The sequence below is a fragment of the Oceanobacillus sp. CFH 90083 genome (assembly GCF_009389585.1).
In the GTDB taxonomy this organism is placed as follows: Bacteria; Bacillota; Bacilli; order Bacillales; family Amphibacillaceae; genus Oceanobacillus.
This window is the reverse complement of record NZ_VIYG01000004.1, coordinates 130,474-144,516: the sequence shown is the minus strand read 5'-3', so window position 1 is coordinate 144,516 and position 14,043 is coordinate 130,474. Positions and strand designations below refer to the sequence as shown.

The window sequence follows — 14,043 nt, the reverse complement described above, 5'->3', positions numbered from 1 at the left end:
AAGCCTTCGTCGCTGATAGAAAAATATTTGCTGGTTTAATTACAAACAGAAGCCAAGGCTGGGGTGCTCCCGGCCTTTTTTATTAATCGAATACTTTTTTCATTGACATACCATGACAGACATAGTAATATACTTATACAAATAATTACTTTGTCTGTCATAGTATTTTATTTAATATAGATGAGATGACTCATTGCAAGGCAAGGAGGGGTTTTGTTGGAAGGAAGGATTTCAGCAGATTTATTACGCGGGCATACCGACACGATTGTATTGGGAATACTGATGAAAAACGATGCCTATGGGTATCAAATTTATAAATCAATTATGGATCGCACGGATGGATTGTACCAATTGAAGGAAGCTACATTATATTCGAGCTATAAGCGCTTGGAAAAGGAAGCTTGTATCGTCGCCTATTGGGGAGACGAAAGCCAGGGCGGCCGCAGAAAGTATTATCGGATTACCGATAAAGGCCGCATACAGTATAAACAGAATATTGCCGATTGGGAATTTACCCAACGTATTTTAAATCGATTACTGAAGGAGGAAATTGATTAACATGATGATAAAAAAATATGTGGATGATTTATTTCAGAGCTATGAGTCAACCCCTGAGCTGGAAGATTTTAAAGAAGAAATCATGATGAATTTAAAGGATCGTGTACAAGATTTAGAAAAGAAAGGAAAATCCTCTGATGAGGCATTCGCAGAAGCTGTCGCAGAATTAGGTGATATTACAGCAATTGCTGATGATTTAAGCAGAGAAAAAAGAAAGGAGATTATTGGAAAAATGTATGTAGATACAAAACCAAAGCTTTCTGCCGGTTACGCGATTGGATATACACTTGCTGCGGGAGTTCTATTGTTTGGAATTATTACAAGCCTGATCACTTATTTTTCTACAGGAGATAATTTATTCATTGCCATTTCCTCCCTTCTGCCATTTGTTGTGCCTGCAGGAGCAGCTTTAACTTATTTAGGATTGACAACGGAAACAACAGCCAAATACCCGATGCATTGGAAACGGGCGCTTATTTATACCCTTGCAGTTGGTCTTATTTTATTTGGAATTTCTATCTCCAGTTCACAATATTTTATGGAAAATAGTGATCCTGCAGCTATTTTGGGTGTGCTGATTCCTTTTGTGTTACCCGGTATTTTGGTAATTGCCTTTTTAATTCTTACAGAAAAGAAGCGATTCAAGCCATGGTTAATGCAAGAGCATGAACGACATCATGAAGCTTACACAGGCTATTATAAGGATACAGAAGAGATAACGAAACGTGGAATGCTGTCAGGAGCTTTATGGATTGGAACGATGGGCGTCTTTCTTATTATCTGGATACTGACGAATATCCTCTACGCCCTTCCTGTCTTTTTATTTGCTATTGTTGGAGAGCTCTTGATTGAGTACCGTATGATATCAAAGCACAAGCGTAATTCCACTGCAAAATAATATAAGAGGATGTTCAAAAAGTCCAATAAAAGTGATACGGCGAATTTCTGCGTTGACGCGGCTTTTCCGATACTCACGTATTTAAGAGCATACGCTCCGTTCGTAAAAGCCGCGTCGCCTTGAACTTCTTGATCCTTTTTATCGAACTTTTTGAACACGTAGGTAATCTCTCTTTACACCATGCTGCTATGCAGCATGGGTGTTTTTTTATAAAATAATTGTATAAAAAAGCAGAAACAGGAACACATTACCTTATAGGAGAGTCGAAATAAAAAATTGCTGTCAAAAAAAGTGATGTTCCAGTTTGATTTTTCTAACATTGGGTATTATGATTTTATACAATAACTCTCCTTCAATGGGGATTGGAAAGGATGAACTATCATGAAAAAAATATTATTTTTATGCTTCACTTTGCTTCTTTCCATTACTTTAGCTGCTTGTGGGACAAGCGATGACAACAACACAGGAAATGACGCAACAAACGATTCAGATACAAGTGAAAATGCAGACAATAATAATGAAGATACAAATGCAGAAGATGAAAACACGGATGATGCAAATACCAATGATAATAATGGTGCAGCCGACGGTAACGATGCCTTAGATCTTACAAATGTATCGTTAAGTGTGGAAGATGCAGTCAGTGCCTTCCAGGAAAATTTCCCGGATACACGTGTTTCCTCTATTCAGCTGGATGAAGAAAGAGGAGAGCTTGTCTATGATATAGACGGTTTTGATGATTCCATGGAATACTCTGCTGAAATCAATCAAGCCGGTGAAATTATAGCTGAGGAACAGGAGCAGCAGGATTCAGATGACCGCTATGAGGAATTAGTCCTCGCTGATTATGTCACGGCAGAGGAAGCATTAGCTACAGCATCTGAAGCTCCCGAAACAGAAGGTATCACTGCCAAAAGCTGGTCCTTAGAGTTTGAGAATGGCAGCCCGGAATATGAAATAAATTTTGAAGATATGGGATCTCAGGAAGTAGATGTTTATATTGATGCGGTGTCTGGGGAACAGCTGCATGTGGAAGTGGATGATTAAATTCTAATGAAAGCAGGCTAAGCTAAGAGCTTGAGCCTGCTTTCTTTATGTTGTTTTTTAGACGAAGACCTTGAAGCGGAAGAGGAGGCAGCAAAATAGCGGCATTAATTGAATCAATTGTTGCTTTAACAGCTTTGGACACAGGCAGATTCTTACTCAGCTGCTTAATTTGTTTTTCTGCCTGATTCTTTCCGGTCTGGAAATACGATACGAAGCAAGCTGCTGACATGAACTAATGATATTAATACAATGGTTCGCTCTTCTTCTTTTTCTAAGAGCTCTTGTTTTTTACTTTTTTGCATCCGTCTAATAAAATCCACTTGATTAAACGTGTACGTATAAGATGGGAAAATACTTAATATCCTTTTTTCCTCCATATTCCCTACACCAGCCTGGTCTAATTTAGTCGCAATTTTACTGGCAATATTTTTATGCGAATGTTTCAAAGCAGAAACCCAATATTTTAGTGTTTTCTCACTTTTTTGTTGCATCATCTCCATGGTTTCTTTTAGCAGCGGGTCGTCTACTTCTGTAGGAATGACTTTCAGTTTAGAATGATGCAGCTTTACCTGCTCCTCCACATAAGTTCTGCCAGCAAAGCGCTGCTTAAGCTATAAGGTAATGCCGAAGAAGCATGTGCATAGGCTCGATTTGTTTTTGGATCGATGGATAATAAGAAAGGCTGTTCAGCTAATAAAAGCATGTTCATTGCTTCTTTCAAGCTGTATGATAGTTTTGGCCGCTACATTCAAAATACCTTACGCTGATAAATAAATTGACTGATCATCCACGAAATTAGATACAGACCAATAGAGGTAGCTGCACCGATTAGGTAAAGCGTTGTTGTTGATGTGCTTACAAGGAAATCTGTAATTACTGTCATATGTTCCATAAAGAAACGGGAAGCGGGTTGAAAACCTAATGCTAAAACAATTGTCCCGATTAAAACTGCTACCCCTATATAAGCCGGTTTTAAGATATAAAATAATGGAAAAGCAAAAGCAGCAAAAATGAAGAATAATCCGACCGCTATAGCCATATCCATCATTTCATAGCCATAACCTGTTAAATATAGAACACCCCCTGCCAGTGCAATTGATATAATCATATATACAATAGCACCAAGATATCGGGAAGCGACAATCTTCTTGCGTGTATAAGGTAAAGAATTTAGTAGAATATTTGATTCTGTCAAAGCATCATATACATAGGCATTTGCCGATATAAATGTACTAGCTAGCAGAAAAATAAGAATTGGACTAAGATTCTGGGCAAAGAAAACAAGAAAAATAATTAGTGGGATAAATAGGAGAAGCTGTGTTTTTTGTATAATGATATCTTTTTTTATCAAGTTAAACATGTTGCTTTTTCGCTCCTTTCGCATAAAACATAATATCTTCCAAAGTTGCTTCCTCAATCATGACACGATCACCTAATAATGCTTTTATCTCTCTCGCATCATTTGTCAGAGCTTGAAATCCATAAGACGAGCGCTCTACCTTTATAAACAGTTCTTCTGTTTCTCGATTGAGTATATCAGTACTTCCTTTGACCAATGCATAACGATCCTGTACATCCTCCTTGGAATCATTGAAAAGAAGCCTCCCTTTCTGAATAAACGTAATATAATCCGCAATCCTTTCTAAATCACTGGTAATATGTGTCGAAAAGAATAACGTGCGCTTTCCATCCTCCATCAATTCCTGCAGGATATCCAACAGTTCTCTCCGGAAAACCGGATCTAATCCCGCTGTTGGCTCATCCATCATAATAAATTCTGCATCATGGGATAACGCCATTGCCATGGAAGCTTTCATCTGCATTCCTTTGGAAAAAGTTTTAATTGCTTTATTTAAAGGTAATTCAAATATCTTGATATAGTTATAAAATGTCTTGTCATTCCAATTTTTATAAGCTGGTGCAACAATTCGCCGGATATCTTTTAAATTTAAACTTTCATAAAACACATTGCTATCATAGACAAAGCCCATGCGCTCCTTAATTTCCTTCTCATTACCAGCATAATCCATTCCAAAGATTTTTACTTCTCCTTCATCTGCTTGCAAGAGATTCATCATCAGCTTCATCGTTGTTGATTTTCCTGCTCCATTAGCCCCGACAAATCCTGTTACATACCCTTGTTTTATTTGCAAATTAAAATTTTCTAAGGAAAAATCTTTAAAACGTTTGGTTACGTTTTTAAATTCTACTATATTTTCCATACTTATTACTCCTCTCATCATTTTGTATTTAAAATCAATATTGTATATACACTATATTAACACTATATACATTATTAAAGCATCTTTTTTTATTCTTTGCAACCACAAAATGATTTTCTGCAAAAAAAAGAGACCTTAGCTTCATGCTTAAGATCTCTAATCGATGTCTATTCAAGAAAGAATATAGATTTTTAAAAAGCTTTTCGCTGATAAATTACTTGGCTAATCAGCCAAGAAGCTGCATACAACACCGTGATAACCCCCACACTGCTTAAATACAGTAAAGAAGTGGATACGCTCGAAAGAAAATTAACTGCCGGTGTTAAGTACTCCTCGAAAAATGTGATTACCGGACCCATTAATATAACTAATAGAATAAATCCTATCGTAACTGCTGTTCCAATATGCCCCGGCTTCAAAAGATAGAACAATGGAAAAGCAAAGGCAAACATGGTAAGGGTAATCCCAACTCCAATAGCTATATCAGCCCATGTAAAAGGACGATTAAATACATAGAAAAGTAATACCGCGATACCAATAGATACTGTCATATAAAAAATCGCACCAATATACCTGGATGCAATAATCTGCGTACGTGTATACGGTAAAGAATTCAATAAAATATTTGTTTCTGCCTTTTCATCATACGAATAGGCGTTTATTGGTATGAAAAATCCTGCAAATACAAAAATAAAAAAGGCTGAAAGATGTGAACCAAAGAAAATAAAGAAAAGAATACATGGAATGAATACGTACAGCTGAAATTTCTGTATAATTAGGTCTCTCCTGATTAAATTAATCATATGGATGATCTGCTCCTTTCATATAAAACATGATTTCCTCTAAGGATGCTTCTTCAATAACAGCATGCTCGCCGAAGACTTCTTTTACTTTTGCCACATCCTTTGTCAACGCCTGAAATCCGTTTGGAGAACGTTCTATTTTTATAAAATACGCTTCCGTATCTGCATCAAGCAATTCCGTGCTGCCTTTCACTATCGCATACTGCTCCTGCAGTTCATAAACAGGTTTATCAAAAAGAATCTGCCCTTCATCAATCAGAACAATATAATCGGCGATACGCTCCAGATCGCTTGTAATATGTGTGGAGAAAAGAATCGTTCTTTTCCCGTCAACCATCACTTCCTGGAAAATATCTAACAGCTCCCGCCGAGATGTCGGATCCAGACCGGCAGTCGGCTCATCCATAATAATCAGCTCTGCATCATGCGAGAGAGCAATCGCAATGGACGCTTTCATCTGCATTCCTTTAGAGAATTTTTTAATAGCTTTATTTAACGGTAATTCAAACTGCTTCACATAGAACTTAAACTGCTTGTCGTCCCAGTGTTTGTAAGCCGGTGCAACAATCCTGCTGATATCCTTCAAATTCAAGGATTCATAAAATATATTGCTGTCGTAAACAAATCCGATACGATCCTTTATTGTTTTTTCATGATTGGCATAATCCAATCCGAACACACTCACTTTCCCTTTATCCGGCTGCAGCAGATTCATAATAAGCTTCATCGTCGTGGACTTGCCTGCACCATTTGCCCCAATAAATCCAGTTACATAGCCTTGCTTTATTTGCAGATTCATATTATCTATCGTGAATGCTTTCAACGCTTTTGATACACCACGGAGCTCTATCACATTTTCCATCCCCATCACTACTCCTCGTACAACAGCTTTAATAATTCCTGCAGCTCTTCATAGGGCAGACCGATTTCCTTACTATTCGAAATAACTGCGCTCAGCTGCTCTTCAATCACTTTTAATTTTTTCTCCCGGATAACATCTAAATTTTGCTCCGCTATAAACGAGCCTTTTCCGACAATCGAATAGATAAATCCCGCTTTCTCTAATTCCTCATAAGCCCGTTTTGTCGTGATCACACTTATTTTCAAATCCTTTGCCAACTGTCTGATAGAAGGCAATGCGTCTCCTTCCGCCAGCTCACCTGACAGGATTGCCGTTTGAATCTGCTTCAAAATTTGCTCATAAATTGGCTCTTTGGAGCTGTTTGATATGATAATTTGCATGTCCATACCTCATTTTTCTGATTGTATATCTACATTATACACAGTATAAAAAGGATTGGATAATTTCGTCAAGCTAAGTTCTAAGAACATCACCTTATTTAGAAAAAATCAGGAGAGAAAATTTATCCGCTGCCGGCTCCCTCCCATTAATTAATGTATATATACTTCATAAACAATATATACAAATTAAACCATCTTTCATTATCTTTTTCAACCATAAAAAAAGACCTTGAATACATCTCAAGATCTTTTTACAGTGGTGAAACCATTTAATTCAAAGCAGATTGCTGCACCAGCCTCTGCTTCTCCTCTTCAATTTTCCCTTTATCTATCCTTTGAAATAGCGGTACTACTTCCTCCACCTGTTTGGGAAGATTACTGATTTCTTTCCACCCCAGCTCTTTGATCGACAGCATTTTCTGAACCTGCTTTACGGAATAAGGCAGGAAAGGATACAACAACTGCGCAGTATTTACAATAATGTATACACAGGTTGCCAATGTTTTATCTGCTTCTTCAGGATTTTCCTTCACCTGCTTCCAAGGCGCTTGAATATCAAAGTATTTATTAGCTTCCCTTATAAAGCCAAATATCTCATTCAATGCCTGTTTCAGCTTCCCTGATTCCACAAGCTCCCCAACAACTGGATAAAGCTTTTCTACTTTATCGACTATGTCCGTTTCCAATGCCGCTTGAGGGATATTAGAATCACTATTCTTCTCAATAAATTTCAGGGTACGGTTGACAAAGTTTCCATATGCCCCCAATAATTCACTGTTATGGCTGAGGATAAATTCCTGCCAGGAGAAATCAGCATCGCGGTTTTCAGGAGCATTAATGGTTAGGAAATAACGTAATGAATCTGGATGGTAGGTTTCCAGTACATCCTTTATCCAGACGGCCCAGTTATTACTTGTTGATATTTTTCTTTTCTCTAAGGTGACATACTCATTGGAAACGATATGAGTAGGCAGTTGCTTCTCTCCAACCGCTAATAATAGAACCGGCCAGATAATGGTATGAAAAGGAATATTATCTTTACCATGTACATAATAAGCTTTTGTTGAGGAATCTGGTTTCCACCACGGCTCAATACTTTTCTGGTTAGCCTCTCGCCACGCCTGACTGGCAGTTAAATAACCCGCAACAGCCTCCAGCCATACATATATCTTTTTCCCTTCAAAACCTTCTACAGGAACATCAATCCCATTAGGAAGATCTCTCGTAATGGCTCTTTCCCGCAGCCCTTCCTGTAAATAGCGCTTTGAAAATTGAATCGCATTATCACGCCACCGCTCTTCTTCTTCTGCTTGATTGACAAAGGAAGTCAGCTCATTTGAAAAATTGCCAAAGGAAAAATAATAATGTGCTGTCTCGCGTATCGCCGGTTCTTCACCGCAAAGCTTACATTTTTTATCCTTCAGCTCAAGCGGATCAAGAACAGCAGAACAATGATCACACTGATCCCCCCGAGCATTTTCACCACAGACTGGACATCGTCCTTCTACAAAACGATCCGGTAAAAAGCGCTTATCCTTTTCACAATAGGCCTGCTCTGTCGTTTTCTCCTCTAAATATCCCTTATCAAGCAGGTCTAAAAAGATTTTCTGTACTGCCTGATGGTGGAATGTACTATCTGTTCTTGTATAATAATCATAGGAGAAGCCTAATTTTTCAAAGGTATCCACAAATTCCCGATGATATTTTTCGGCAATAGCCTCAGTTGTGGTCCCTTCCTGTGATGCACGGATAGAAATCGGTGTCCCATTACAATCACTTCCGGAAACATACAGCACTTCTTCTCCCTTTAAACGATAATACCTTGCTAAAATATCCCCCGGCAGTAAGCTTGCAATATGTCCTAAATGCAGTGAACCATTTGCATACGGCCATGCACCGCCAATAAATACAGCCATGTTCAACACTCCTTCTTGTGTAATTCTAATTCAAAATAGACACAGTCATGAGATAAACCCTCTTTCAAGACATAAAAAACGTCCTAAGCTTTCAATACTAAAGAAAGCTTAGGACGAGTATTCCCGTGTTACCACCTAATGTTCGCAGGCTGCTCACACAGCCTGCCTCTGTCTGTACGTCTGGTGGGTTGTACCAGCAGATTATACAGTTGCTGTTGTAACGAGTGCCTCTCGTCGCAGCCTACTATCCCTTAAAGGAGTTCAGTGCGCAGCTCAAAGGTCATTGTTCAATTGGGGATGGCTGCCTCATTTCCACCAGCAGAGACTCTCTTTTTAGCGCTTCCCAATCTACTTTTCCTTCTCATTGCCTGTTTAACTATTTGTTTCAGTTTACTCTTATCGGACAATATTATCAACTTTTATTTAAAATTGAGTATTCTGCCCAGGTTGAATACGTAGTGAAGTAATATTATTCTTCCAGCTTAAACACACGTGTCGCCTCGACAGCTTTTTGCCAGCCTTTATATAATTTTTCACTTTCTTCATTATCCATTTTGTCCTCGAATGTCTTTTCTACTTTCCATTGCTTAGCGATTTCTTCCTGGCTTTCCCAGAAACCGACAGCTAGTCCTGCCAAATAAGCAGACCCGAGTGCTGTTGTCTCCTGAATAACAGGTCGCTCTACGGTTACATCCAAAATATCACTTTGGAACTGCATTAAGAAATCATTTTTTACCGCTCCTCCGTCTACACGGAGCGTTTTTAATTCCATTCCTGAGTCCGTTGCCATAGATTCCATGACATCTCTGGTCTGATAAGCCAAAGATTCTAATGTAGCACGGATAAAATGCTCTTTTTTGGTTCCTCTTGTTAACCCAAATACGGCTCCACGTGCATCACTGTCCCAATATGGTGTTCCCAAACCGACAAAAGCAGGCACAACATACACGCCATCCGTTGAATTTACCCGGGTTGCGAAACCTTCACTTTCCGGACTGGATTCAATCATTCTTAAGCCGTCCCGCAGCCACTGAATAGCAGAACCGGCTACAAAAATACTGCCTTCCAATGCATAGGTTACTTTTCCATCAACACCCCAGGCGATTGTTGTTAATAATCCATTCTTTGATTCAACCGGTTTTTCACCTGTATTCATTAATAAAAAGCCGCCTGTACCATACGTATTTTTCGCCATTCCCTGTTCAAAACAAGCCTGACCGAATAAAGCTGCCTGCTGATCACCAGCAATACCGGCAATTGGAACTTCCTCGCCAAAGAAATGGTAGGATACGGTTTTTGTATATTTCTCACAAGACGGACGTACTTCCGGAAGCATTGATTTTGGTACATCGAGAATGTCTAAAAGCTCATCATCCCATTTTAAATCGTAAATATTAAACATCAATGTTCTGGAAGCATTGGAATAGTCGGTAACATGTGTTTGTCCGCCTGAAAATTTGTAGATAAGCCATGTATCCACGGTTCCAAATAATAGATCCCCTGCTTCCGCTTTTTCTCTTGCTCCCTCTACATTATCCAGTATCCATTTCACTTTAGTTCCTGAAAAATACGGATCTATCAGGAGTCCTGTCTTATCCCGGAATGTATCCTCATATCCTTGATCTTTTAACTTCTTACAAATAGGCTCCGTTTGCCGGGACTGCCAGACAACCGCCCGATAAATTGGTCTGCCAGTAGTTTTGTCCCAGACGATTGCTGTCTCACGCTGATTGGTAATTCCAATTCCTTCTATCTGATTCGCTTCAATGCCTGTTTTATTTAATACTTCTGCAATACAGCCAAGCACTGATGTCCAAATTTCATTAGCATCATGCTCTACCCAGCCCGGCTTCTCAAAATATTGCTTAAACTCTTTTTGTGCTGTGTCGACAATTTCCCCTTTATTGTCAAATACAATTGCACGTGAGCTGGTTGTTCCTTGATCGATTGAAAGAATGTATTTCTCTGCCATCCCTGACTCCTCCATTTTCTATTTGAAATCTCCCTGATTTAAAAGCTCAGGTGTACATAAACCCTATTCATTGCATTCCCTTAATTCTTTTTTTCTATTCCTATTTATGCCATGGAATGCTTCTCCCGATGTTGTTCATTTACAAAAGCTGCTATAAATATGGCGACGACCACCGCACTCATTATCCAAAAACCAATGCTCCTGCTTCCTTGAAAAATAGCGTGATAGAAAATAGCACCGTACACACCGCCGATAATGGGACCAATAACAGGTATCGGCGCATAACTCCAATCCGATCCTCCCTTACCGGTAATCGGTAAAATAGCATGTGCGATTCTCGGACCTAAATCCCGGGCAGGATTAATCGCATAGCCAGTCGGCCCTCCTAACGACATACCAATCGCAACAATTAATAAACCAACGATAGCCGGATTTAATCCTTCCGTGAATTCGTTTGCACCGATAAATAACAGGCCCATCACCAATACAAAAGTTCCAATGATCTCACTTACTAAATTGGCTGGATAGCTTCTTACAGCCGGACCTGTCGCAAATACTCCAAGCTTTGCCCCTTTATCTTCGGTTTCTCTCCAATGCGGAAGATATTGAAAGAAGACAATTATTGCACCGATGAGAGCACCAATTAATTGACCGGATATATAGGCCGGCACCTTGGCCCATGGAAACTCGCCAATCGTTGCAAACCCAAGGGTTACCGCTGGGTTAAGATGGGCATCAGACACATTCCCTACTGCATAAACGCCCATCGTCACACCAAGTCCCCAGCCTATCGTAATCAGGACCCAGCCAGCACCTGCCGCTTTCGATTTTTTTAACTCCACACCAGCGACAACCCCCGCACCTAAAATGATAAGAATCATAGTTCCAATTAATTCAGCTGCAAATTCAGACATATTCTATATCCCCTTTGCTAAATAGAAAATTCTATTGATCTTAACAAGTATCGGGAAAGAACGCAAAATAAAAAAGTCCACACAGATACAATCGCACTCTTCCCCATGAAAGAACGATTTACTGTGTGAACTCACTCTCCGACACAACCCTTAACTTGTCATAGAATACCATATAACAAAATTAAAACGCTGTCAATAATTTCAATTTTTGTGCTAAGCAGGGATTTCCCTGTCCCTTCGAATTAAAAATGCCCTAAACCTTCTATAAAAAGAAAGCCCAGGACATATATCCTAATGTTATATCCGCATAGACAAGCTGGTACACACAATAAATTACTCAGCATAGATTCAGCAAATAAATCAGCTGCTTTCACCTATTCCTTTTGAACAGTACTTTCATCACTTTTTTCTGATTCTAAGTCTTCTTCATACAATTGACTGCGAATTTTAAAGAATTCAAAAGCATGTGTTACAAATACTTTCAGCAGCGCATAACCTGGTACAGCTAACAGTACACCGATAACTCCAAATAAATTCCCCGATGTCAAAATAATAAAGATAATAGTAATCGGATGCACACGGAGGTTTCTCCCCATAATCTGCGGGGAAATAAACTTTCCTTCAATCAGCTGAACAATGGTCCAGACAATAATTAGCTTGATAACCATAAACGGAGAAGTCACAAGCGCAATGATTAACGCTGGAGTAATAGCAATCGCCGGTCCAAGATAAGGAACAACATTTGTAAAAGCAGCGATTAACGCCAATACTGGTGCATATTCCAGCCTTATAATGGTAAAACCGATATACATGAGCACTCCAATACAGAAGGCAACAATAATTTGCCCGCGGATAAAGCTGCTGATTTGATGGTTCATTTCCTTTAGAATAACAAATGTCGGCTTTCTCATTGACACTGGTAAAAATTTCAGGAAATACCCTGGCAGCTTTTCTCCGTCCTTCAATAAATAAAACAAGATAAATGGCAGTGTCACAATTGCCAAAACTACCTCTGTTACCGCTCCGATAACACTTCCAATATTGGAGAAAGCACTATTCACTAAATCGAGCGAGCGATCGGACAATTGTGTCGCAAATCCTTGCAGATCGATATATTCTACTAATTGAAATTGATTAATGAAATTTCCGCCGATAAAATCATTTACCATTTTTTCAATGTCTGAAATAAACGGAGGCAAGCTTGTTATAAAACTCGTAATCTGATCTCGTAAAAAAGGAAAGACTGAGCTGATTAAGATAGTTAAAATCCCGATAATAATCAGGTACAATCCAAAGATAGAATAGATTCGCTTCACATTTTTCTTTTCCAGGTAATTCACAATTGGATTCAATAAATAATATAAGATCGCCGATAAAATAATTGGCAGTAATACTGTTTTCAAAAGCACCACAAAAGGGGTAAATACAAAGGAAATATGTGTAAATATCAGTACATTCAAGCCAATTAACAATAGAATGACTAAAAATACAACAAAGCGGTTATTTAAGAAAAAACGTTTAAATAAGTCTATTTTATCGTTAACGGATTTCAATGCAGCACCTTCTCTTCTCCTTATATTTCTAAGTTACTTCTATTATATCGTAAAAAACGACAGGAATCTCTACCAAGCTCACCATTTTTTGCACATTAGAAATAATAAAAATCATAGCAACGCCTTTAATGGGGTGAGTAATCGCAACCCCAACGCCTTTAATGGGGTGAGTAATCGCAACCCCAACGCCTTTAATGGGGTGAGTAATCGCAACCCCAACGCCTTTAATGGGGTGAGTAATCGCAACCCCAACGCCTTTAATGGGGTGAGTAATCGCAACCCCAACGCCTTTAATGGGGTGAGTAATCGCAACCCCAACGCCTTTAATGGGGTGAGTAATCGCAACCCCAACGCCTTTAATGGGGTGAGTAATCGCAACCCCAACGCCTTTAATGGGGTGAGTAATCGCAACCCCAACGCCTTTAATGGGGTGAGTAATCGCAACCCCAACGCCTTTAATGGGGTGAGTAATCGCAACCCCAACGCCTTTAATGGGGTGAGTAATCGCAACCCCAACGCCTTTAATGGGGTGAGTAATCGCAACCCCAACGCCTTTAATGGGGTGAGTAATCGCAACCCCAACGCCTTTAATGGGGTGAGTAATCGCAACCCCAACGCCTTTAATGGGGTGAGTAATCGCAACCCCAACGCCTTTAATGGGGTGAGTAATCGCAACCCCAACGCCTTTAATGGGGTGAGTAATCGCAACCCCAACGCCTTTAATGGGGTGAGTAATCGCAACCCCAACGCCTTTAATGGGGTGAGTAATCGCAACCCCAACGCCTTTAATGGGGTGAGTAATCGCAGCCCCAACGCTTTTTATGGGGTGAGTAATGCCGTCTGCGTCCAGGCAAATACCTTCACCTGAAATCTTGTACCCCAGAGTATAAGGGATTCTATGAAAGCAAAATATGCTTT

At 39.4% G+C, this 14,043-nt stretch carries 15 protein-coding genes and 1 other annotated feature; of the genes, 4 read left to right on the top strand and 11 right to left on the bottom strand.

What is annotated here, in order from left to right; genetic code table 11:
• Positions 1–213 precede the first annotated feature (213 nt).
• From FLK20_RS07555 to FLK20_RS07545, 3 genes are all read left to right on the top strand, one after another.
• Positions 214–558: a PadR family transcriptional regulator gene (locus tag FLK20_RS07555; RefSeq protein WP_370453171.1), complete on the top strand. Its 345-nt coding sequence runs from the start codon at positions 214–216 to the stop codon at positions 556–558.
• 1 nt (position 559) lies between these two features.
• Complete coding sequence (locus FLK20_RS07550) at positions 560–1,456, top strand: permease prefix domain 1-containing protein (protein ID WP_227994910.1); 897 nt, start codon at positions 560–562, stop codon at positions 1,454–1,456.
• 381 nt (positions 1,457–1,837) lie between these two features.
• Positions 1,838–2,503 (top strand): PepSY domain-containing protein, encoded by a 666-nt coding sequence (locus tag FLK20_RS07545; protein WP_152655957.1) that lies wholly within the window; start codon positions 1,838–1,840, stop codon positions 2,501–2,503.
• 164 nt (positions 2,504–2,667) lie between these two features.
• On the opposite strand, the gene FLK20_RS07540 is transcribed toward FLK20_RS07545, so the two are convergent.
• The 11 genes from FLK20_RS07540 to FLK20_RS07495 all read right to left on the bottom strand — a co-directional run bounded on the left by FLK20_RS07540 (position 2,668) and on the right by FLK20_RS07495 (position 13,125).
• Positions 2,668–3,084 carry a GPP34 family phosphoprotein gene (locus FLK20_RS07540; protein WP_152655956.1) on the bottom strand — a complete coding sequence of 139 codons (417 nt, stop codon included), beginning with the start codon at positions 3,082–3,084 and terminating at the stop codon, positions 2,668–2,670.
• Positions 3,069–3,206: a GOLPH3/VPS74 family protein gene (locus FLK20_RS21585; protein ID WP_194165571.1), complete on the bottom strand. Its 138-nt coding sequence runs from the start codon at positions 3,204–3,206 to the stop codon at positions 3,069–3,071. The genes FLK20_RS07540 and FLK20_RS21585 overlap by 16 nt, the downstream gene beginning before the upstream one ends.
• Positions 3,207–3,251: 45 nt before the next feature.
• On the bottom strand, positions 3,252–3,863 hold the full coding sequence (locus tag FLK20_RS07535) for an ABC-2 transporter permease (RefSeq protein ID WP_152655955.1): 612 nt from the start codon (positions 3,861–3,863) through the stop codon (positions 3,252–3,254).
• The gene (locus FLK20_RS07530; protein WP_152655954.1) at positions 3,856–4,725 is read right to left on the bottom strand and encodes an ABC transporter ATP-binding protein; all 870 of its coding nucleotides are present in this window, start codon (positions 4,723–4,725) and stop codon (positions 3,856–3,858) included. Before FLK20_RS07530 ends, FLK20_RS07535 begins: the two co-directional genes overlap by 8 nt.
• Before the next feature lie 191 nt (positions 4,726–4,916).
• On the bottom strand, positions 4,917–5,528 hold the full coding sequence (locus FLK20_RS07525; protein ID WP_152655953.1) for an ABC-2 transporter permease: 612 nt from the start codon (positions 5,526–5,528) through the stop codon (positions 4,917–4,919).
• On the bottom strand, positions 5,521–6,390 hold the full coding sequence (locus FLK20_RS07520) for an ABC transporter ATP-binding protein (RefSeq protein WP_152655952.1): 870 nt from the start codon (positions 6,388–6,390) through the stop codon (positions 5,521–5,523). Before FLK20_RS07520 ends, FLK20_RS07525 begins: the two co-directional genes overlap by 8 nt.
• A gap of 8 nt (positions 6,391–6,398) precedes the next feature.
• On the bottom strand, positions 6,399–6,770 hold the full coding sequence (locus tag FLK20_RS07515) for a GntR family transcriptional regulator (protein ID WP_152655951.1): 372 nt from the start codon (positions 6,768–6,770) through the stop codon (positions 6,399–6,401).
• A gap of 269 nt (positions 6,771–7,039) precedes the next feature.
• Positions 7,040–8,686, bottom strand: a complete 1,647-nt coding sequence (gene metG / locus FLK20_RS07510) for a methionine--tRNA ligase (protein ID WP_152655950.1) — start codon at positions 8,684–8,686, stop codon at positions 7,040–7,042.
• A 106-nt stretch (positions 8,687–8,792) separates the two neighbouring features.
• Positions 8,793–9,060, bottom strand: a binding site (T-box leader).
• 95 nt (positions 9,061–9,155) lie between these two features.
• A complete protein-coding gene (gene glpK, locus FLK20_RS07505) occupies positions 9,156–10,658 on the bottom strand; it encodes a glycerol kinase GlpK (RefSeq protein WP_152655949.1) in 1,503 nt (500 codons plus the stop codon).
• Between the two features lie 104 nt (positions 10,659–10,762).
• The gene (locus FLK20_RS07500) at positions 10,763–11,572 is read right to left on the bottom strand and encodes an MIP/aquaporin family protein (protein ID WP_152655948.1); all 810 of its coding nucleotides are present in this window, start codon (positions 11,570–11,572) and stop codon (positions 10,763–10,765) included.
• 374 nt (positions 11,573–11,946) lie between these two features.
• Positions 11,947–13,125 (bottom strand): AI-2E family transporter, encoded by a 1,179-nt coding sequence (locus tag FLK20_RS07495; protein WP_152655947.1) that lies wholly within the window; start codon positions 13,123–13,125, stop codon positions 11,947–11,949.
• A gap of 133 nt (positions 13,126–13,258) precedes the next feature.
• On the opposite strand from FLK20_RS07495, the gene FLK20_RS22375 reads away from it, so the two are divergent.
• Positions 13,259–13,993, top strand: a complete 735-nt coding sequence (locus FLK20_RS22375) for a hypothetical protein (RefSeq protein WP_152655946.1) — start codon at positions 13,259–13,261, stop codon at positions 13,991–13,993.
• Positions 13,994–14,043: the final 50 nt, after the last annotated feature.

Excerpts from the sequence above, each read along its gene's own strand:
- FLK20_RS07550 (WP_227994910.1), top strand. The coding sequence starts at position 560 with ATGATGATAAAAAAATATGTGGATGATTTATTTCAGAGCTATGAGTCA.
- FLK20_RS07545 (WP_152655957.1), top strand. The coding sequence starts at position 1,838 with ATGAAAAAAATATTATTTTTATGCTTCACTTTGCTTCTTTCCATTACT.
- FLK20_RS21585 (WP_194165571.1), bottom strand. The coding sequence starts at position 3,206 with ATGCTTTTATTAGCTGAACAGCCTTTCTTATTATCCATCGATCCAAAA.
- FLK20_RS07535 (WP_152655955.1), bottom strand. The coding sequence starts at position 3,863 with ATGTTTAACTTGATAAAAAAAGATATCATTATACAAAAAACACAGCTT.
- FLK20_RS07530 (WP_152655954.1), bottom strand. The coding sequence starts at position 4,725 with ATGGAAAATATAGTAGAATTTAAAAACGTAACCAAACGTTTTAAAGAT.
- FLK20_RS07525 (WP_152655953.1), bottom strand. The coding sequence starts at position 5,528 with ATGATTAATTTAATCAGGAGAGACCTAATTATACAGAAATTTCAGCTG.
- FLK20_RS07520 (WP_152655952.1), bottom strand. The coding sequence starts at position 6,390 with ATGGAAAATGTGATAGAGCTCCGTGGTGTATCAAAAGCGTTGAAAGCA.
- FLK20_RS07515 (WP_152655951.1), bottom strand. The coding sequence starts at position 6,770 with ATGCAAATTATCATATCAAACAGCTCCAAAGAGCCAATTTATGAGCAA.
- metG (WP_152655950.1), bottom strand. The coding sequence starts at position 8,686 with ATGGCTGTATTTATTGGCGGTGCATGGCCGTATGCAAATGGTTCACTG.
- glpK (WP_152655949.1), bottom strand. The coding sequence starts at position 10,658 with ATGGCAGAGAAATACATTCTTTCAATCGATCAAGGAACAACCAGCTCA.
- FLK20_RS07500 (WP_152655948.1), bottom strand. The coding sequence starts at position 11,572 with ATGTCTGAATTTGCAGCTGAATTAATTGGAACTATGATTCTTATCATT.